Raw genomic sequence first — 21296 nt, 5'->3', positions numbered from 1 at the left:
GGACGATTCGGGATTCAGCGCCACTCCACAGCGATATTTCCCGTCGATCGCCCAGGGCCCTGCCATACCGGCCGATTGAGAGGTACGCAGGTTCTTCGAGGACCATCCGGCGGATGGGAGCGGCCGCTCTCCCTATGCGCGCAAGGCATCGTTCTTCGGTTCGCAAGCCCGGCCTTCCGGCACTCTGGGGGCGTCGATGAATACTTCCGATGGAACAGAGCTGCGCCAGCAACTGGAAGTCAGCAATGCGCGTTTAGGCATGGCGCTGCGCGCAGCGCAAATGGGGACCTGGGCATGGGACTCGAAGAGCGACGAGTTGGATCTCGACGCTTTCGAGCGTCGGCTGTTCGGTCTTGGCCAAGGGTCGTACAAGGCCGCGGAATTGGCGGTGCACATGCATCCGGATGATATCGGGCCTTTGAGGGATGCGGTCCGGCGTGCCCTGAAGGAGGGGGTGGCTGTCGATTACGAATTCCGGGTTCCGGTCAAAGGCGGTGGTTGGTACTGGGTCGAGGGTTCGGCTATCCGTCACAACATGCCTGGCGGGCCGACCTGTCTGATCGGGGTCAACCGCGATATCACCCTCCGCAAGCGGCAGGAATTGGAACTGGCCGAGGCGAAGCGGCACGCCGAGCGTTCCCTGATGGAGTTGGAGAAATCGCGGACGGAACTCGATCTCGCGCTGCGGAGCGGACAACTGGGCGTCTGGCACAGCGTGCGCGATGTCGATGAGGAAACGCTGGATCCGGGGGCCGACGAACCCGTCGACTGGGACGCCAATGTTCGCCGCATCTTCGGTCGTGGCGCGACCGAGCGCATCACCCGCCGGCAGTACTTCGAGGCATTGCACCCGGAAGACCGCGAGCGGGTGCTGGCGGGGCTGGCGTACTTGCAACACCATGACGCGGGGTATTCGGATCAGTACCGTATCATCCGGCCCGACGGCGGCGAGCGAACGACCGTGGTGTCGGCGGCTCGGTCGTTGCGAGTCGATCCCGATACCGGCAAGCGCCAATGGCACACCACCGGCATCGTCAGGGACATCACCGACGAGGAAAACCTGAAAGCCGATCTTCGCCAGAAGGTCCACGAAGCGCAGTTCGCGTCCCTGGACCTGGCCGAGGCCCGCACCAACCTGGAATTGGCCTTGCGAAGCGGGCAGCTGGGCGCCTGGCATTCCGAGTTCCGCGATGTGGCCGAGGCCGACCAAGTGGATGATTCAGGGCTCGACGATCCCATCGAATGGGACGCCAATGTCCGCCGCATTTACGGCTATGGCGTCGAAGAGACAGTCACGCGCCGGCATTTCTTTCAAGCGCTTCACCCCGAAGATCGCGCGAGGGTCCTGGACAGGATCGCCGAAGTAGCCCGGGACGGCAGCGACTACATCGACCAGTATCGGATATTGCGCCCCGACGGGCAGATGCGCTGGGTCGCCGTGCATGCGACATTGGTTTCGCGGATACATCCCGGAATCGGCGAGCGCCGATGGATGATCGGCATTGCCCGCGACATCACCGAAGAAGAGAACCTCAAGGCGGACCTTCGCAATACGGCCCGTGAGGCGCAGCTTGCGACGGAGGCGAAAGCCCGTTTCCTGGCCATGATGAGCCATGAGATCAGGACGCCGATGAACGGCGTGATTGGCATGATCGAGCTGCTGCTCGAAACTCCGCTGAGTCCCGAGCAGCACCAGATGCTCGGGACCTGCAAGGACTCGGCGTTCGCATTGCTGACCGTGATCAACGACATCCTGGACTTCTCGAAGATCGAAGCCGGCAAGCTCGAACTGGAACATGCGCAGCTGTCGCTGCGACGCTTGACCGAGAGCGTAGGCGAATCGCTTGGCCTGCATGCAACGCAGCGCGGCATCGATCTGGATATCGATATCTCTCCGGATGTGCCGCGCCGCGTCATCGGAGACAGGGTTCGATTGCGCCAGATACTGACCAATCTCGTCGGCAACGCCATCAAGTTCACCGATCGGGGCGGCGTGGTAGTGACTGTATCGCTGGAGCGGCGCGACGCAGAACATGAGAGCCCGGCCCAGGTTCGCTTCGAAGTCGCCGACAGTGGAATCGGCATGGATGAGGACACGGTCAAGAACCTGTTCCAGCCTTTCCAGCAGGCCGACGCGGCGACTACGCGCCGCTTTGGCGGAACGGGATTGGGGCTGAGCATCGTCAAGCATCTGACGGAGCTAATGGGCGGATGGGTGGAAAGCGAAAGCCGGCTGCTTCATGGAAGCAAGTTCAGTGTGGTGGTTCCCTTCAGAACGGTGACGGCCCGCGAGCACGACTGGGGCTATTCGATCGCCGGGGTTCGAGTGTTGGCGCTGGTGGCGCGCGAACTGCGACAAAGGATTCTCGCCGATCTTCTGGGACAGTTCGCTGTTGATGTCGAGTTCTTCGATTCCGCCGAAAAACTTCTGGCGCGTGCGCAATCGGGCGCGCCGACGCGTTCGTTCGACCTCGTCCTGGTCGACCGGGACTGGTCGATCTCCGAATGCGCGGGTCTGCGTCGGCGTTTCGACGAAATCATCGCGCTGCGCGACGTGCCGTTTGTCGTCGTGCGTTCCACGGAGTCCCTGCACGCGCAGCTGATTCCGAACGCGACGCTGATCAACGGCAACCCGCTGACCCGCGCCAATCTGATCCCGGGCATCGCGGTAGCGCTTGGGCGGATCAGCGCGCCCGTACCGGCCATCGCCGCGGATCAGATGGATGGCGCTGGCGCGGCGTCGTTCTCCAGGGAACAGGAAGAAGAGGCTGGCCGGCTGATCCTGCTGGCGGAAGACAATCCCACCAACCGCGTGGTGATCTGTCGACAATTGGCCCGGTTGGGTTATGCGTGCGACGTGGCGGAAGACGGCGCGCGCGCCTGGACGATGCTCCACCAAGGCCGATATCGTTATGGCCTGCTGTTGACCGATTGCCACATGCCGCGGCTGGACGGATATGAGCTCACCCGCCGGATCCGCGTCCATGAGCAAAGTAGTGGAGCTTCCAGATTGCCTATCGTCGCAATTACAGCCAACGCGTTGCAGGGCGAAGGCGAGCGCTGCCTTGCCTTGGGCATGAATGGCTATTTGGCGAAACCACTACAGATCCGCGACCTGAAGCGGGTCCTGGCCGAACTCCTGCCGCTGGCCGCCGTTTCCACCCCGGTCGCCGCCGATCAACCGGCTGGCGGAGCAATAGTGCGCTTCCGCGAACTCGCGGACATCCTCGGAAACGACGAGCAGAAGCTTCGCCATGTGCTGGGCGTGTTCGAGAGTTCGACCCGCGCCGATTGCGAGCTGCTGGATGCGGCGTATGCCGCCGGCGACTGGAGACGCGTGCGCGACCTGGCGCACAAGCTCAAATCAGGATGCAGGCAACTGGGCGAAGAATCCGCTGCGATCGCTTTGGACTTCCTCGAAGCTCAAGCGAAGGGCGATGCCGAGCTCGACGGCCAGTTCGCGACCGCATGCCATGAACTTCAGCGGGTATTGGCGCACGTCCGAACCTGCCTTGAGACAGACCGGCCCGCGGAGGGTGGGGGATGAAGGCCCCAGCAGCAAAAATCGCTTTCATGGTTTTGGGGGTCGGGGACAGGTTTTTCAGCGTGTCTTGAACGGACGAGGCGGGTTGCAAGAGCGGAGTTCCACCCGGCGATAACGCGCACAACGGAGTACGTGCTGATGAGAGTTCTGATTGCAGACGACCATCCAATCATCGCCATCGCGCTTACGGAGATGCTGAAGACGGCGTTTCCGGACGATATCCGCATTGAGGCGATCATCGATGGTCCCGGTCTTTTGAACAAGCTGGGCCAGGCGCGCTATGACTACCTTGTTCTTGACCTGCAGATGCCCGGTTCGCCGACGAGCATTCCACTTCTGAAAGCGGTAATGGGCGTTTGTCCGGGTCTGCGGGTCATCGTGTACACGGGCCATGTGCATCCGTGCTTGGCGCTGGCGTCGCTCGACCTGGGCGCTTCCGGTTATGTCTCGAAGAACAGTGGGCCGTTCTCGGCCATGGAGGCGATGCGCACGGTCGTCGATGGCGGACAGTTTGTGGATCCGGCCATCGATCTTCAGGCGGCGCGAAGCCACCCTTGGAGGCGTCTGACGGCAGCCGAACAAGGCATTCTCATAGCGCTCGCCAAGGGAAACAACCTGCAGGCATTGGCGATCGATAGCGAGCGCAGCTACAAGACCGTCACGACCCACAAGTACAACGCACTGCGTAAGCTGGGGTTGCGCGCCAACACAGAGATTGGCCCTTATTTGGCGAACCACGGTCTGGATTACCTGTTGGCAGACTGAGTCTGAAGGCGCTGTCGTGCCGCGCAGGGTCGGGGTGTGATTCCCCCCCTTCCCCCCCCGAAGCGATGACAGGGCACTGGTTGCGCACCATATCGCGTGCCGGGGGCGCGAAGCGACGCGTCTCGAAGGAAAGCGCCTGCTACGCGCTAGGACTTTTCCCAATATCGTTTCCTGATGCTTGGCCCTACGATGGCTTTCAAGCGAGAAAACCAGGGCGTGGCCACAATGCCCCGATGCGGGGGAGCGCCCAATAGCAGGGCAAAAATTCCTTGCGCGCAGGTTGCGCCTGCACTCCCAAGCGATGATGGTCCAAGGCATGAATATGAAAATGGGACACGAACAAACTTCGCCGTATCCCGTTCTTGCAACGCTACTGAAAGGCGATGGCCGCAAGATCAGGACGATCCTGCGGGTCTTCCACCTGTCGGTCAGCAAGGATCTCCAGGCGATGGAACAAGCCGCCGCCTGCGGGCAGTGGTTCCTGGTTCTGCGGCTGGTGCATCGCATATCGATCGGGTGCCGACAAATCGGCGAAGAGAGTATGGCCGACGAGCTCATCTCCGAGGCGGTGTCCGCTATCGAGCGTGCCCGCACCTGTGCTGCGACAGGTTCAAGCGATTTCACGCGTCAGTTTGGCTGCGCACGCGACCGTCTCGTGGGGGCCCTTGATCGCGCCGCGGCATATGCCGATGTCGATGAACTCGATTCTGTGGCGTGAGCAAGCGGGGGGCTATGTTCGTATCGAGCCACAAGGGTCCAGGTCCTCAGACTTTTCCCAATATCGGCGGTGGCTTGTTCTTTTTAGCATTCGATCGTGAGGGCGTGTCGGGTTTGAATGTTCAATCGTATCGGTGTAGAAGGTTGCACACTGCATCGACCGTTCTTGGGGGCATGGTGATGAAAGCTGCAGGGGGATTTCCGCTGCCCGACGCGGGTCTTGTCCGTCGTCTTGTGGTTACGCTTCCGTCCCTGTGGGGGCGATGCCCGAAAGACTTTGTTTGCCCTCTTTCGCAGGGCCTGGCCCACAGCCCGGCTCCGTCCTGGCGCGCAAGACCGCACCCGATACCGTTCTTTCTGAATTGAAGCGTTGCGCGGTCCTGGACCGCGCTACGTGCCGTTGATCGTTCTGCAAGCTTACGTCGGCGTTGTGCCGCCCATCGATTGTCGCGTCCGCCACACGGATGTCATTAGGAGCAAGGTCATGAACCGCATTTTCCGCATTCTCTGGTCCAAGGCCTTGCGCACCTGGGTGGTCGCTTCGGAGTTGGCCACCCCGGGTGGCAAGAACGGCCGGACAATCGACCGCCGGGTCGCTGCGGCCGACGTGGCGCAGGTTCAAGACGCATTCGAAGATTCACCGCCGGCCCAGGCTTGGCCGCTGCGCCTGGGCATCCTCATGGCGCTGCTGGCACTGTGCGCGCCTGCGCAGGCGGCGGACCGGTGGTGGGATCCCAACGGCACCGCCATCGGCCTGGGCGGGGTCGACACCTGGAATACGGGCAATGCTTTCTGGAGCACCAACAGCGATGGCGTGAGCGGTCCCTTCAGCCCGTGGAACAATGCGGCCCTGGACGATGCCTTCTTCGCTGGCACTGCCGGCGCCGTAACCCTGGGCGGGCCCATCACCGTCCACAACATCACGTTCCAGACCAGCGGTTACTCGATCACCGGCGGCACCCTGACCCTGGATGGCGTGGATCCCACCATTTCGGTTACGACCGGCGCTGCCACCATTTCCTCGCTGATCAATGGCACCAGCGGGCTGACCAAGGCCGGCGGGGGTACGCTGACCCTGTCAAACAACAACAGCTTCGCCGGCGGCGTGGTCGTCAGTGCCGGCGCGCTGGTCCTCTCGGGCAACAACAGTTTCGGCAGTGCGCCCCGGGTAAACAACGGCGGCAGCCTCAACCTGACGGGCACCAACAGCTTCGTCGGTGACATCAACGTCAATGGCACGCTGTCTGCCAGCGGCGCCGCGGCGCTGGGCGACGTCGGCAACAACATCACGATATCGGCCGGCTCGCTGAGCATCGGCACGACAGGCGGCAGTCTGGCTGGACGCACCGTCACACTCAGCGGGGTGGGGAGAGTCGGCGTCGCCGGCGCGGGTATCGGCGGGGCCCATTTCACCGGCACTGGTGGCCTTACCGTCAGTCCCGGGGTGAACCTGACCGACGATACGAACAACTACACCGGTTCGACCGCCTTCAACGGCGCTGGCGGTTCCACATTCACTTCGATCGGCAATCTGGGGGAAGCCAGTTCGCTGGGGGCGCCCACCACCGTTGCGGACGGCACCATCGGCATCTCGAATCCGAGCGGAACCACCGGCACGCGCACCGTTTCCTATGTCGGCGATGGCGATGTGTCGAACCGCAATTGGGTCCTGACCTCCAACGGCTATCGCGGCGCGGGCCTTACCAACAGCGGCACCGGCACCCTGACGCTGACAGGCGCCATTTCGGTGAACAGGACCTCTCTCGCCCAGACGCCTTCTTTCACGGCGCAGACCGCGGACCTTGAGCTGCTTGGCGTCATCAGCGGCAATGAGGTCGCCTTCAACGCGAATGCTGGTCGCGTCCTGAGGCTTGGCGATGCCAACACCTTCGCGAGCGGCAGCATCGGCGGTGCGGGCAAGGTGGAAGCGGCGACTCTGGCGAATGTCGGCGTCGCCAGTTCGCTGGGCACGGGGGGCGGGACAGGCATAAGCGGCACCCTGAGCTATGTCGGGGCGGGCGCCAGCACCAATCGCGCCTGGGGCCTCAGCGGCACGCTCAGCAATGACGGGACGGGCGCTCTGACGCTGAGCGGTGGCATGGGCCTCAGCGGCACCGCTACCCTGGGTGGCAGCTTCACCGGCGCGGACAACGTGGTTTCGGGGGTGATCTCGGGCGCCGGCAACCTGCGCAGCGGAGGGGCAAGCACTTGGGTGCTCACCGGGACGAATACCTATACCGGCAACACGATCGTCAACAGTGGCGTATTGCGTGCGGGGTCGGCCGGCGCCTTCGGCGCGTCCACCGCCTTCGTCGTCAACGGCGGCACGCTCGACATGAACAGCTTCGACAAGACGCTCACCACCCTGTCGGGGAGTGGCGGCACGCTCGACCTGGGCAACGCCACGCTGACGCTGCAGGGGGCGACAGGAGTCACCGCCAGTTATGCCGGCAACATTGCCGGCAGCGGCGGCCTGACCAAGCTGGGCGCCAGCACCCAGACCTTGACCGGCGCCAGCACCTACACCGGAGACACCACCATCGGCGGCGGCGTACTGAACCTCGACTTCAGCGGCGCCGGCGGGCCGGCCAGCGGCATCATTTCCAGCGCCTCCACGCTGAACATGAGCGGCGGCCGGATCAACGTGACCGGCGCAGCGGGCGAGAACAATACCCAAACCTTCGACGGTGTGTTCATCAGCGCCGGCAACAACACGATCAATGCCACGTCCGGCACCGGCGGCAGCCTGACGGTCAATCTCGGCGCCATCACCCGCACCGGTGGGCTGATGAACTTCAACCTGCCGGGCAGCGGCAACATCACCACGACCAATACGGCGCTGGGTGGTTGGGCCACGGTCAACGGCACCGACTACGCCAAGGTGGTCGGCGGCAACATCCTGGCCTTCACCGAGGCCGATTACACCGACAAGGACAACGCGGCCAACTGGCTGGACAACGAGTTCATCACCGATGTCGACGGCTTCTTCGGCGCGGTGAACGGCAGCGTGCAGCTGGGCGGCCTGCGTTACACCGTGCCGACGTCCACCACCGTGGCCGTGCAGGCCGGCGAGACCCTGGGCGTGGACGGCACCATCATCGTCGCGCCCTCGGTGGCGAACACGAACCAGATGATCACCGGCGGCATGCTGACCGGCGCCATCGGCGGCACATTGGGTGTGCAGCAGAACAGCACCGGCAATTTCACCATCGCCTCGCAGATCGTCGACAACGGCGGCAGCATCGGCTTCACCAAGGCCGGCACCGGTCTGGTCACTCTGACCAATGCCAACAACAGCTATACCGGCGCTACCCAGGTGGTGCAGGGCACGTTGTCCGTCACCGATATCGGCAATGGCGGCACGGCCAGCGGCATCGGCGCCTCGTCCGCCGATTCGGCCAACCTGCTGCTGGAAGGCGCCACCTTGCGCTACACCGGCACCGGCGACGCCAGCGATCGCGGTTTCACCTTCGCCAAGTCCGGCGCCATCATCAGCAGCGGAATCGAAGTCAGCAACGCCGGCGCCAACCTGATCTTCGGCGGTCTGGTCACCAGCATCGACGGCGCCAACTTCACCAAGAGTGGCGCCGGCACCCTGACCCTGACCAACGACGCCAACGACTTCACGGGCATCACCACGGTCACCGGCGGTTTGCTGTCGGTCGATACACTTGCCAATGGCGGCCTGGTCAGTGGCATTGGCGCGGCCAGCAGCGCTTCGGCCAATCTGGTGCTTGCCGGCGGTGGTTTGCAGTACACCGGTGCCACCACCAGCATCGACCGGGGGTTCACCGTGGGCGCCGGCAACGGCACCGTCGACGTGAGCGGTGGCGCGACTGCGCTGACCGTCAGCGGCGCGGTGGTGGGCGCCGGCCGGCTGACCAAGAACGGCGACGGCACGCTGGTGCTGTCCGGCACCAACACCTACAGCGGCGGCAACACGGTCAACGGCGGCATTCTGCGCGCCGGCTCGACCCAGGCCTTCGGCGCGGCCGGTGGACCCATGAACTTGGCCAACGCGGCGGGCGTGTTGCTGGACCTGGACGGGTTCGACAACGCCATCGGTCCGCTGAGCGGCGGTGGCGCCAACGGCGGCAACGTGATCCTGGACGCCGCCACCCTGACGATCAACGGCAACGGCGGCAACTACTCGGGTGTCATCAGCGGCACGGGCGGCATCACGCGCGCCGGTGGCGGCACCCAGACCTTCAATGGCTGCAACAATACCTACACCGGCCCTACCAGCCTGCAGGGCGCCACCGTGAGCGTGGACTGCCTGGCCGATGGCGGGATCGCCAGCGGCATCGGCGCATCCGGCAGTGCTTCCACCAACCTGGTTCTCAACAGCGGTGGTTTGAACTACACCGGCGACACCATCACGATCGATCGCGGCTTTCAGCTTGCCGGCGGCACCAGCACGATTGGCGTGACCGATGCGTCGACCACGCTGGAGTTCACCGGCCAGGTGATCGGCGGCGGCAGCTTGAACAAAGGGGGCGCGGGCACTCTGGTCCTGTCCGGGACAAACACGTCCACCGGCAATACGCAGGTCTCGGGAGGTGTGCTGCGCGCAGCGAGAACCAATGCCTTTGGCCCCCAGGGGATCATGACCCTGAACAACACCGCGGGTGTGCTGCTGGACCTGGACGGGTTCGACACGGTAGTGACCTCCCTCAACGGCGGCGGCGCCAACGGCGGCAACATCAGCCTGGGCGATGCCGTGCTGACGCTCAGCAGTGGCGGCACCACTTACGCGGGGGCCATCAGCGGCACCGGCAGCCTGATCAAAAATGGCGGTGGCAACCAGGCGCTCACCGGCTGCAACAGCAGCTATACCGGCCCCACGGTCATCAACGGTGGCAGCCTCACCGTTAGTTGCCTGACCGATGGCGGTGTCAGCAGCTCCATCGGCGCCTCCGGTTCCGCGCCCGCCAACCTGGTGATCAATGGCGCGCTGCGCTATGTCGGCAGTGGCGACAGCACCAACCGCCAGTTCACGCTGGGTGCGAACGGTGGCACCATCGAATCCTCCGGCACCGGCACCATCGACTTCGCCTACGGCGGCCCGGTGACCCTGGCCGGCGCCAACACCGCCCGCACCTTGACGCTGACCGGCACCAACACGGGCGACAACGTCTTCTCCGCGCAACTGGACGACAACGGCACCGGCGCCACGTCGCTGACCAAGACCGGCGCCGGCACCTGGCGCCTGACCAACGCCAACAGCACTTATACCGGCGTCACCCGGATCAACGGCGGCGTGCTCAGCGTCGACCAGATGGCCGACGGCGGCCTGGCCAGCAGCATTGGCGCTTCGTCCAATGCGGCCGCCAACCTGGTGATCGGCAACGGCTCCACGTTGCGTTACACCGGCGCCGGCGACACCACCGACCGCCAGTTCACCCTGGATACCGGCGTCACCTTCATCGAGTCCTCCGGCACCGGCGCCCTGCAGTTCACCAACACGGGAGTCGTCAGCCTCACCGGCACCGATATCGCGCGCACCATCGCCCTGGGCGGCACCAATACCGGCAACAACACCCTGGGCGGCGCCATCGGCGACAATGGCGCCGGCGCCACCACCCTGGCCAAGAACGACAGCGGTACCTGGATACTCACCGGCAACAACACCTTCACCGGCAACACGGTCATCAACGACGGCAACCTGATGATCGGCAACGGCGGCGACACCGGCAACGCCGGCGCCGGCAACGTGATCGTGGATTCGCCGACCTCGACCCTGTCGTTGAATCGCAGGGACACCTTCACCTTCGACGGTACTCTGAGCGGCCCCGGCACTCTGGCGCAGATCGGCACCGGCACCAGCGTGCTGACTTCGGCAAGCAACAGCATCGGCGCCACCACCCTCAGCGCCGGCACGCTGCAGGTGGACGGCGCGCTGCAAACGCCTACCGTCGCCATGACCGGCACCTCGGCACTGAGCGTGAATGGCATGGTGCAGGCGCCAGGCGGCACCCAGACCGTGCTCACCGGCGACGCTGGCGAACAGACCGTCATCGTAGGCACCGGCGGCACCCTGCTGGCCAGCGGCGACCTGGGTGGCGGCAACGATATCGTGGACCTCACCGGCACCCTGGATTCCGGCACCGGAGCCCTGCAATTGGGCGATGGCGACGACACGTTGGTGCTCAACGACGGCGCGCAGATCCTGGGCAACGGCGTGGATACCTCCGGCGGCAACGGCACCGATACCTTGGTGGTCAACACCGCGCTGGGCTACACCCTGGACGGCGGCAACATCGACACCTTCGATATCCTGACCAAGCAGAACTCCGGCGAGTTGGCCCTGATCGGCGACCACGACTTCAGCGTCGGCACCAATATCGACGACGGTACCCTGGACGTGGACGGCAACCTGGTGACGCCGACCGTCGCCATGGCCGACGACACCACGTTGAATGTGGGCGGCACCGTCGAGGGCGCCGGCGGCGCCCCAGCCACCATGATCGGCAGTGCCGGCACCAACACCATAAACGTCAACAGCGGCGGCAGCCTGGTCGCCGACGGCGACCTGGGCGACGGGGCCGATACGGTCACCTTGGCCGGGAGCCTCGATACCGGCGCCGGCACCCTCGGGCTGGGGGGTGGCGACGATAGGCTGACCCTGAGCGACGGCACCTCGATCGCCGGCGGTGGCGTGGACGCCGGCACTGGTACCAATGATCAACTGGTCCTGGACAACGCGTTGGCAATGTCTTTCGACGGCGGCCAGACCGCCGGCTTCGAGACGTTGCTCAAGCAGAACACCGGCACCGCCACCATGACCGGCAGCCAGAGCTTCAGCGGCGGCACTACCCTTGCCGAGGGCACGCTGGACATCGACGGCACGCTGGAGACGCCGACTATCGATCTGGCCGACAACACCGCATTGATCGTGGACGGCACGGTGGAGGGCGGCGCCGGCACTGCGGCGGCGATCACCGGCAGCACGGGTGCGAACACGGTTACGGTGGGGGCGGGCGGGACGCTGCTGGCCACCGGCGACCTGGGCACCGGCAACGACGTGCTGGATGTGGCGGGCACGCTCAATATTGGCGCCGGTGTATTCGCGCTGGGCGATGGCGACGACAATTTCGTGGTGCATGACGGCAGCGTGGTGATCGGCACCGTGGATGGCGGTGCCGGCCAGGACACGCGCGTCTACGACATCAACCTCACCGTCGACCTCGGCGCGCTGGCGAACTTCGAAGGCGTGACCAAGACCGGCACCGGCACCCTCAACATCAACGGACCGGGCGCGACCGACCTGCAGGAAGTCGACGTGCTCGCCGGCACCCTGAACATCGGGCCGGCCGGTAGCGTGGTCGCCACCACCGGCAACACCCTGGATACCGCGGTGGCCAGTGGCGCCACCTTGAACGTCGACGGCAGCTTCGGTTGTGGCGCAGGCAACGACACGATGGCGGTATCGGGCACGGTGTCGGGCAGCGGCACCATCGACCTGTGCGATGGCGACGACACGCTGACCCTCAACGATGGCGCCGTGCTGGCCACCGCGATCAGCGGCGGCACGGGTACCGGCGACACCGTGGTGCTCGACAACATTGGTGCGTTGAGTTTCGACGCGGGCAACACGGCCGATTTCGAATTGCTGCGGAAGGACAATAGCGGCACCGCCACCCTCACTGGAGCGCAGAGCTTCGTTGGCGGCACCACGATCAATGGCGGTGTCCTGGACGTGGACGGCATGCTGGAAACGCCAACCATCGCCTTGGGCGATGGCACCGAACTGAATGTCGATGGCTCGGTCCAGGCAGCGGGTGGCACGGCGGCATCGATTAGCGGCAGCACGGGTGCGAACACCGTTACGGTGGGGGCGGGCGGCACGTTGCTGGCCACCGGCGACCTGGGCACTGGTGTCGATACGCTGGACGTAACCGGCACGCTGGACACCGGTGGCGGCGTCTTCGCCCTTGGCGATGGCGACGACAATTTCGTGGTGCACGACGGCAGCGTGGTGATCGGCACCGTGGACGGCGGCGCCGGCCAGGACACCCGCACCTACGACATCGATACCGCTGCCGATCTGGGCGCGCTGGTGAACTTCGAGGGCGTGACCAAGGCCGGCACCGGCGTGCTCAACATCAATGGACCGGGCGCGACCGACCTGCAGGAAGTCGACGTGCTCGCCGGCACGCTGAGCATCGGGCCGGCCGGTAGCGTGGTCGCCACCGCCGGCAGCACCCTGGACACCACGGTGGCCAGTGGCGCCACCTTGAACGTCGACGGCAGCTTCGGTTGTGGCGCAGGCAACGACACGATGACGGTATCGGGCACGGTGTCGGGTAGCGGCACCATCGACCTGTGCGGTGGCGACGACACACTGACCCTCAACGATGGTGCCGTGCTGGCCACCGCGATCAGCGGCGGCACGGGTACCGGCGACACCGTGGTGCTCGACAACGCCGGCGCGATGGCATTCGACGCCAGCAACACGACCGACTTCGAGATCCTGCAGAAAGACAACGTGGGCGAAGCGACGCTGATGGGTACGCAGAGCTGGAACACGGTCGACCTCAACGAGGGAATGCTGACAGTGGACCTGAGCGGTGTGCTCTACGCTACGACCTTGAACATGGCCGACGACACCGTGTTCAACGTGGAAGGGTTCGCCAGCGGCGGTCCGCTGTTTATCGACTCAATCGCAATCACCGGCAGCGCCGGGGTCAACACGGTGGTCGTGGCCGAGAACTCGCTGCTGGTCGCGGCCAGCGGCAGCAGCCTGGGCGACGGCGACGATGTGCTCGATGTGGCAGGCAACATGGACGTGATTGGCGGCGCCTTCGGGCTGGGCGCGGGCGCCGACACCCTCATCGTGCACGACAACACCTCGATCCTCGGCGGCATCGATGCCGGAGACGGCATCGATAATCTGGAAGCCGACATCAGCGCCGGCACCGCGGCGCTGACCGACCTGTTCAACTTCGAGTCCCTGGGAAAAACGGGCCTGGGCACGTTGCAGGTCAACGGCGTGGCGGACTTCATCGACGTCGAAGTGCGGGAAGGCACGCTGGACGTGGCCGCCGGCGGCATCGTGAGCGCGCAGAGCACCACGGTCGCCGCGGGCGCCACGCTGCTGGTCAACGGCAGTTACTCCGGCACGGCGGGTGACGATCTGCTGGATGTGGCGGGCACGCTCGACACAGGCGGCGGCGCCTTCACGCTGGGCGACGGCGACGACAATTTCATCGTGCACGATGGCACCGTAGTGCTCGGCACCGTCGACGGCGGGGCTGGTCTGGATACCCGCACTTACGACATCAATGCGAGCGCCGATCTGGGCGCACTGGTGAACTTCGAGGGCGTGGCCAAGACCGGCACCGGCATCCTCAACATCAATGGACCGGGCGCGACCGACCTGCAGGAAGTCGATGTGCTTGGCGGCATGCTGAACATCGGGCCGTCCGGCAGCGTGGTCGCCACCGCCGGCAGCACGCTGGACACCGTGGTCGCCAGTGGGGCGACCCTGAATGTGGATGGCAGCTACGGCTGCGGCGCCGGCAACGACACCATGACGGTGTCGGGCACGGTGTCGGGCAGCGGCACGATTGACCTGTGCGATGGCGACGATACGCTGACCCTCAACGATGGCGCAATGCTGGACAACGTCATCAGTGGCGGCGGTCACGGCACCGGCGACACGGTGGTGCTGAACAACGCCAATGCGCTGAGCTTCGATGCGGGCAACACGATCAACTTCGAGTACCTGCAGAAGGACAACAGCGGCGTAGCAACCCTGACCGGGACGCAGAGCTTCAGCGGCGGCACTGCACTGAACGAGGGCGCCCTGACCGTGGCCGGCACGCTGGAAACTCCGACGGTAGCGATGGCCGACGACACCGTGCTCAACATCGACGGTTCCCTGCGGGCTGCCGGTGGTACGGCAGCGACGATCACGGGCAGCATCGGTGCGAATACCGTCTCGGTAGGCGCGGGCGGCACGTTGCTGGCCACCGGCGATCTCGGCGCCGGCAATGACACGCTCGATGTGGCCGGCACCCTCGACACGCTGGGCGGTACGTTCGCGCTTGGCGATGGCGACGACACCCTGACCATCCACGACAACACCAACATCATCGGCACGGTGACGGCAGGAGCAGGCAACGACACCTTCAATGCCGATATCGCAACCATCGCCGACCTGGGTGCCGTGCAGGATTTCGAGACCCTGAGCAAGACCAACATCGGTGCGCTGAACATCAACGGCCCGATGAGTTCCGACTTCACCACGGTCAACGTGTTGGGTGGCACCTTGAACGTGACGGCGGGCGGCAGCGTATCGGCACAGACCACCACGGTCGCCGCCGGCGCCACCCTCGACGTGCAGGGCAGCTACAGCGGTACCGCGGGCGATGACGTACTCGATATCGCCGGCACGCTGAACACCGGAGCAGGCGGCTTGCTGCTGGGCGATGGCAACGACACGTTCACCCTCCACGACGGCACCGTGGTGCTGGGTTCGGTGATCGGCGGCAGCGGCATGGACACCTTCAACACCGATATCGCGACGACGGCGGATCTGGGTGCGGTGAGCGGATTCGAAGCGCTGGACAAGACCGGCATCGGCACGTTGAACATTACGGGGCCGGGCGTGTCCGATTTCAGCCTGGTCACCGTCAACGGCGGCACGCTCGACGTGACCGCAGGCGGCAGCATCGTCGCCGCAAGCGGCAGCGTACTGGACACGGTAGTGGCCAGTGGCGCGACCTTGAACGTCGACGGCAGCTTCGGCTGCGGCGACAGCGACGACACCATGACCGTGGCCGGCACCGTGTCGGGCACCGGCACCATCGACATGTGCGGTGGCGAGGACGTGCTGACGTTGCAGGACGGCGCGGTGCTGGCCAATGTCATCAGCGGCGGGAGCCACGGCAGCGGCGACACGGTCGTACTCGATACGGCCTCGGCCTTTACCTTCGACGCTGCCAACACGATCAACTTCGAATACCTGCAAAAAGACAACGCGGGCGAAGCGACCCTGGTCGGAGTTCAGAGCTTCACCGGCGGCACCACCGTCAGCGGAGGAACGTTGACCGTGGCCGGCCAGTTGGAGACGCCGAGCGTGGCAATGGCCGACGACACCGTGCTCAACGTCGACGGCACGCTGGACGCAGCCGGCGGTACAGCCGTGGCGATTGCCGGCAGTACCGGCGTCAACACCGTGACGGTGGGCGAGGGCGGTACCCTGCTGGCGACGGGCGACCTCGGCGCTAGCAACGATGTGCTCGATGTGGCCGGCACGCTGGATACCGTCGACGGAACGTTCGTCCTCGGCGATGGCGACGACATGCTGACCATCCACGACGACACCCTCATCGCCGGCACGGTGGTGGCGGGCGCAGGCAACGACACGTTCAACGCCGACATCACGACCGTCGCCGACCTGGGCGCGGTGCAAGACTTCGAAACGCTGAGCAAGACCGGCGGCGGCGTACTGAACGTCAACGGCCCGGCCAGTTCGGACTTCAACACCGTCAACGTGCTGGGCGGTACTTTGAACGTGACTGCCGACGGCAGCATCATGGCCCAGACCACCACGGTCGCCGCCGGTGCCGTCCTCGACGTGCAAGGCAGCTATGCCGGTACCGACGGTGACGACAGCTTCACCTCGCAGGGTACCGTGCGCGGCGCATTCGCCTTCGGCGGTGGCGACGATACGGTGGCTTTCATCGGAGGCGACCCGAGCGGCGTCACCTCGTTGGATGGCGGCCTGGGTAGCGATCTGCTCAGCTTCAGCGGCCTCGAACTGGAAAGCGGGACCTTGCCGGCACTGACGAGCTGGGAACGGGTGGAGCTGTTGAACAACAGTTCGCTGAACCTGGCCGATGAACTGGACCTGGGCGGCGGTGTGCTGGCGATCGATGGCACCTCGCGGCTGATGGCTGGAATCGCTGCCGCGATCGGCGGCAGCGTGGAGAACGCCGGCTTGATCGATGTCGGGACGAACCGGCTGGCGATCAGCGGCAACTACACCGGCAATGATGGCTCGCTGCAGCTGACGGTGTCGCCAGGCTCGTTGAGTGCAGGCGGACTGGATATCGCTGGCGACGTGGCCGGCACTACCCGCGTGGCGTTTGCAGGCGACGGCAGCGATTTCACGCAAGGCGGTACGGCATCGATCCTGGTCATTTCCAGCCCGAACGACGACCTCGCCACCGCCGGCGGTTTCGTGCCGGCCCAGGACGTCATCCGCCTGGAAGGCAGCATCTATCCGTGGAGTTTCGGGCAACAAGCGGACAACAACTGGTACCTGAATGCCGAAGCTGGCGTGTTGCCTGAGGTTCCCGGCTATGGCGTGCTGCCGAGCCTGGGGCTGCTGGCCGCTCAGAACAGCGATAACCTCATCCATCAACGTCTGGCTGGCGTCCGCGGCCGCGAGTCGCCCCAGTGCGGCATCACCCCCGAATGGCCAGTACAGCAGGCCGGCGCCGAAGTGATCGACGATTGCCGCGGCGTCTGGGTGGCGGCCACGGGAAGCGAAACCGAACTGGGCGCGAATCCGGGCTTCGAAGTTTCCGGCGACGACGTGGGTCTGTACGTGGGCGTCGATAGCGCCTTCGATCGCCCGGGACGGACGCTGCGCGGCGGCATCTACCTCGGCTACCGGCACGGCAACTACTGGACCACCGGCGTCAATTCCACCGATCTACCCGGCTCGGGGGCCGCCCACGTACAGATCGACACTCTGGTCGCCGGCATGTACATGAGCCACACCTGGGACACCGGTGGCTACCTCAACTTCGTACTCACCGGGCAGCTGCCGCGCGCGGACATCCGCACCCCGGACGGGTTCAGCGAACACATCACCGGCAACAGCCTGACCCTGAGCTCACGCGTGGGGCATCGTTATCGCATCCAGAGCGACTGGACGCTCGAGCCACAGGCGCAGCTGACGATCAGCGCGGCGGGTTGGGGCAGCAAGATCGACCAGGCCGGAAAGGAGGTTGGATTCGACGACGACCTGGTGACCACGGCACGCGCCGCGCTACGCATCGAGAAGGAGATCGCCCGCGACGATGGAGCGATGATCCGGCCCTGGGCCACGCTCGGTGTGCAGAAAATCATGGGGCAGAACGATACCAGCGTGACTCTGATGGCAGCTGGAGCGACAGGCGATACGCAAGCGCTGCCGAACCATCAACTGGGCGCGTCCGCAACGTTGGAGGTCGGCGTGGAAGCGATGTTGAGCCGGCGTATCAGCCTGTTCGGTGTGCTGTCGGTCGGCAAGCAACTCGATGGCACCGATTACGAGCAGCGCGAAGCCAACCTCGGTGTGCGGGTGCGCTGGTGAAACCGGCGCTGGGAAGGCGGCGTCGAAGTCCAGGTCCAGCCCAGTCGCCTCCACCGAGTATATTTTACATAATATACATTATGCGAAATTAAGAAGATGCAGTATGAGGGTCAGAAACGTCCTGAACCCCAACCGGGCTCGGTAAAGCTATGGCTAATACCCCCTAGCTCGACGATGTCACAGGTTTACTAGCTCGGGGCGTGTTAAAGACGTGACGTCTGGGCCGTGTGTTACTGGGCTTGAGCGCCGCTGATGTGCCTCCAAGTCGGCAATTCGAGCAGTCAGTGAGTCCAATTGGGGCAAGGCTGTTCGATTAAAGCCGCGCTGTTCCGGCTATCCGACTGCGATCAGCTCCACCAGGTCACACACTGCTTTTCGCGTTCTCTTAGGCAATCGACGGATCACTTCCAACAATTTCGCCTCCGCCTCATTCACGGCGTAGTCGAACGCGATGGCGGGAACTTCGATTTCGGGGCACCGAGTTGGATCGCCGCGCCCCGTAGCAAGCCAGTCGAACGGGACATTGGCCGCAATGGAAATGGCGGCCAGGTGGTCGATGCAGGGATGCGTGCCGCCATCGCGCTCCCATTGCGTCACCGCACTGCGATGGACACCAACCCTATGGGCCAATTCACTTTGGGATATTCTCATAAGCGTACGGCATCGCCGTATGCGCAGGGCCATGGAGGCCATAAGTGCCTTTCTTAATAGCTCGATGCGATGCTGTTTAACCGACCGGTTGCCGCAGGCCGCAGCAGTCGGAGAACAGATCAGGACAGGGCTCGGAGTGGGTGAAGTTTCGCCCCTTCGAAATAAGTGACGCGCAATTGCAGCCCCTTCTGCGAGTAGCCGATGAAGGTCGAATTGACAGTCGGCTCGTGCGCCAGGATGTATCGCGATACGAGTATCGCGCTCTCGAGTTCCACCAGTACTCCCAGGCTTTCCGGCTCCTTCAGCGCAGCGTTATACGATTGCAGAATTTCGCACGCGAAATTGAAGAACGGGCCGGTCCGCTTTTGTCCTCGAAAGTCCGGAGAAAAGAATTGCCTGTAGTAGTACATCGGCTGGCGCAGCCTGGGCAGTATCCGCATTACTGCCGTCCCGACGCCGACCAGCGCGCCATCGGCGCCGCGCGCAATGCAAACGGCCTGGCGCGCGCGCGCGGCCGCCCTGTCAGCATCCGGGATCGCGCGGTTGCGCGCCCAGAAATCCGTCAGCTCGGCGGCAAGAGCCTCGGTCACGCCCTTCCAGACGGGAACGAATTCGTACGGCGAATCGGACATCAGCGACGTTCCCGACTTTCATTTTCCGGTTGGAGCGCGTTTTCCCGCACCTTCCGGCCTTGGACGAACAATGCGCGCACGGCGGCCAGGTATTCTTCGAATTCGAGCTTCTGATCCTTGTTGGCGTCGAATGCGGGCAGGCCCGGAGCAGTCTGCCCCGCCCGCTTCACCAAGGCCAGGCTGGCGTATTCCGCCGCATCCAGAGCACCACTACGATCCGCGTCGATCGCCTGGAACTGTTCGCGCAGACGTACCTCCAGCGCAATGGCCTGCCGCAAGCCGGAGTACCCTTTCCGGAACTCTTCCGGCGACAGGTCCCCATCATGATCCACATCCAAGGCAGCGAAGACCTTCGAGCTTCCGTCCATCGCCGGCGCCGAGTGGCCCACCTGTCCCGCCATTGCAGTCCACGCGATGCAGAGCATGGGAATGGATGGAATCGCCGCTAAAGCAACAGCACGCACATTCATCTGAATTGAACCTCGCTGTTCCCCGCTTCCGCTTCGAAAGTGATGAGTTCGCGGATCTCGGGCGTGCGCAGCCCGACCACCATGGGATTCTTCACATTCGGAAGGAAGCAAAGATCGAAGACCTCCGTGATGTCGCCTTCGAACCGTATCCAGTTCATCACGTCCCCGTTGGTCAGCGATACGATCTGCACGCCGCACCAGGGGTCGGCGTCCCGCTTGCGCAACTCCTCGTCCAACTGCAGCCCTTCGAAGCGCTGGTTGCGCGGTTTCGACAGACCGATCGCAGCGACGTTGCCGATGATTGACAGGCCGCGCAGGAACCCGGGGCAGAAGACGAACGGCACGAATTTCCTGTTTTCGAAATCCACCCACCCCAAGTGGCCCGTGCCCGCGTTGAGCACCCACAACTTCCCGTTCGCCCACCGGGGCGAGTGCGGCATCGACAGGCCTTCGCAGACGATCTCGTTGCTGGCGACGTCGATCACGATGCCGCCGTCGTGGCGCCGGTCGCGCCAGCCGTCCACGCTGTCGCTGCGACACACCGCCGTCACGTAGCGCGGCTCGCCGTCGACCATCGCCAGGCCGTTGAGATGGCAGCGGTCTTCCGGCGCCAGCCTGCTGATGAAATCGGGTTTCCAGACTGCCTTGAAACTGTGAGTCTGGTCCAGTTCCGCCAGGCACGAATACTTGGTGTTGACGAACACCACCTTGCCGTTCTTGCGGATGCCCAGCTCGTGGATGTCGAGGTCCCCGATGGTCTGTGCATTGCGCGGTACGTAACACTTGTCGAACTGCTGGTGGATCACTTCGTTCGCACGCAGGACGTTTTCGAAGCGCCACAACTGGTACAGCCCGCCAAGGTAGATGCGCTGGGCATTGCCCACCACGCCCATGGCGCGCTCGAAAATGCGTTCGAAGAACGACACCCTACCCTGCCGGTCGCTGCCCACCAGATACAGCCGGCCGGTCTGGTAAGAGGAAACGGCCAGCGAGAGCCTGTTCGCCGCCAGCCAGCCCGCCAACCCGCGCGAGCAGCTTTTCTCCACCTTCAACTTCATCAGGTCCTGCGGCGGCGCGGCGGTAACGCTCTGGACCGCGGGCATCGGCCGAGCCTCATCGGCGGCGGGCGGCGGACCAGCCTTATCCTGTTCGCCGGCCTGTCCGCCGTCCCCTTCCGGGTTCTTCTTTCTTGCCACTTGCTGCTT

The 21296-nt window shown here is 64.6% G+C and carries 8 protein-coding genes; 4 read left to right on the top strand and 4 right to left on the bottom strand.

What is annotated here, in order from left to right; all coding sequences use genetic code 11:
* The first annotated feature begins 196 nt into the window (after positions 1-196).
* From CSC74_RS03040 to CSC74_RS03025, 4 genes are all read left to right on the top strand, one after another.
* Positions 197-3547, top strand: coding sequence for a PAS domain-containing protein (locus CSC74_RS03040; protein ID WP_162312929.1), 3351 nt, complete (start codon positions 197-199; stop codon positions 3545-3547).
* Positions 3548-3682: 135 nt separating this feature from the next.
* The gene (locus CSC74_RS03035; RefSeq protein ID WP_162312928.1) at positions 3683-4309 is read left to right on the top strand and encodes a response regulator; all 627 of its coding nucleotides are present in this window, start codon (positions 3683-3685) and stop codon (positions 4307-4309) included.
* A gap of 316 nt (positions 4310-4625) precedes the next feature.
* Complete coding sequence (locus tag CSC74_RS03030) at positions 4626-5027, top strand: hypothetical protein (RefSeq protein WP_162312927.1); 402 nt, start codon at positions 4626-4628, stop codon at positions 5025-5027.
* Positions 5028-5510: 483 nt separating this feature from the next.
* Complete coding sequence (locus CSC74_RS03025; protein ID WP_162312926.1) at positions 5511-18338, top strand: autotransporter-associated beta strand repeat-containing protein; 12828 nt, start codon at positions 5511-5513, stop codon at positions 18336-18338.
* A 333-nt stretch (positions 18339-18671) separates the two neighbouring features.
* Here CSC74_RS03025 and CSC74_RS03020 read toward each other — a convergent pair whose 3' ends face one another.
* From CSC74_RS03020 to CSC74_RS03005, 4 genes are all read right to left on the bottom strand, one after another.
* Positions 18672-19022 carry a helix-turn-helix domain-containing protein gene (locus CSC74_RS03020; protein ID WP_281349722.1) on the bottom strand — a complete coding sequence of 117 codons (351 nt, stop codon included), beginning with the start codon at positions 19020-19022 and terminating at the stop codon, positions 18672-18674.
* Positions 19023-19108: 86 nt separating this feature from the next.
* Positions 19109-19621 carry a hypothetical protein gene (locus tag CSC74_RS03015; RefSeq protein WP_162312924.1) on the bottom strand — a complete coding sequence of 171 codons (513 nt, stop codon included), beginning with the start codon at positions 19619-19621 and terminating at the stop codon, positions 19109-19111.
* Positions 19621-20091, bottom strand: coding sequence for an EF-hand domain-containing protein (locus CSC74_RS03010; protein ID WP_162312923.1), 471 nt, complete (start codon positions 20089-20091; stop codon positions 19621-19623). Before CSC74_RS03010 ends, CSC74_RS03015 begins: the two co-directional genes overlap by 1 nt.
* Positions 20088-21194: a TIGR03032 family protein gene (locus CSC74_RS03005; RefSeq protein WP_162312922.1), complete on the bottom strand. Its 1107-nt coding sequence runs from the start codon at positions 21192-21194 to the stop codon at positions 20088-20090. Before CSC74_RS03005 ends, CSC74_RS03010 begins: the two co-directional genes overlap by 4 nt.
* Between the last annotated feature and the right edge of the window lie 102 nt (positions 21195-21296).

This window comes from Pseudoxanthomonas yeongjuensis (genome assembly GCF_010093345.1).
GTDB lineage: Bacteria > Pseudomonadota > Gammaproteobacteria > Xanthomonadales > Xanthomonadaceae > Pseudoxanthomonas_A > Pseudoxanthomonas_A yeongjuensis.
The sequence above is the reverse complement of the archived record's forward strand: the minus strand, read 5'-3'. Positions and strand labels throughout refer to the sequence as shown.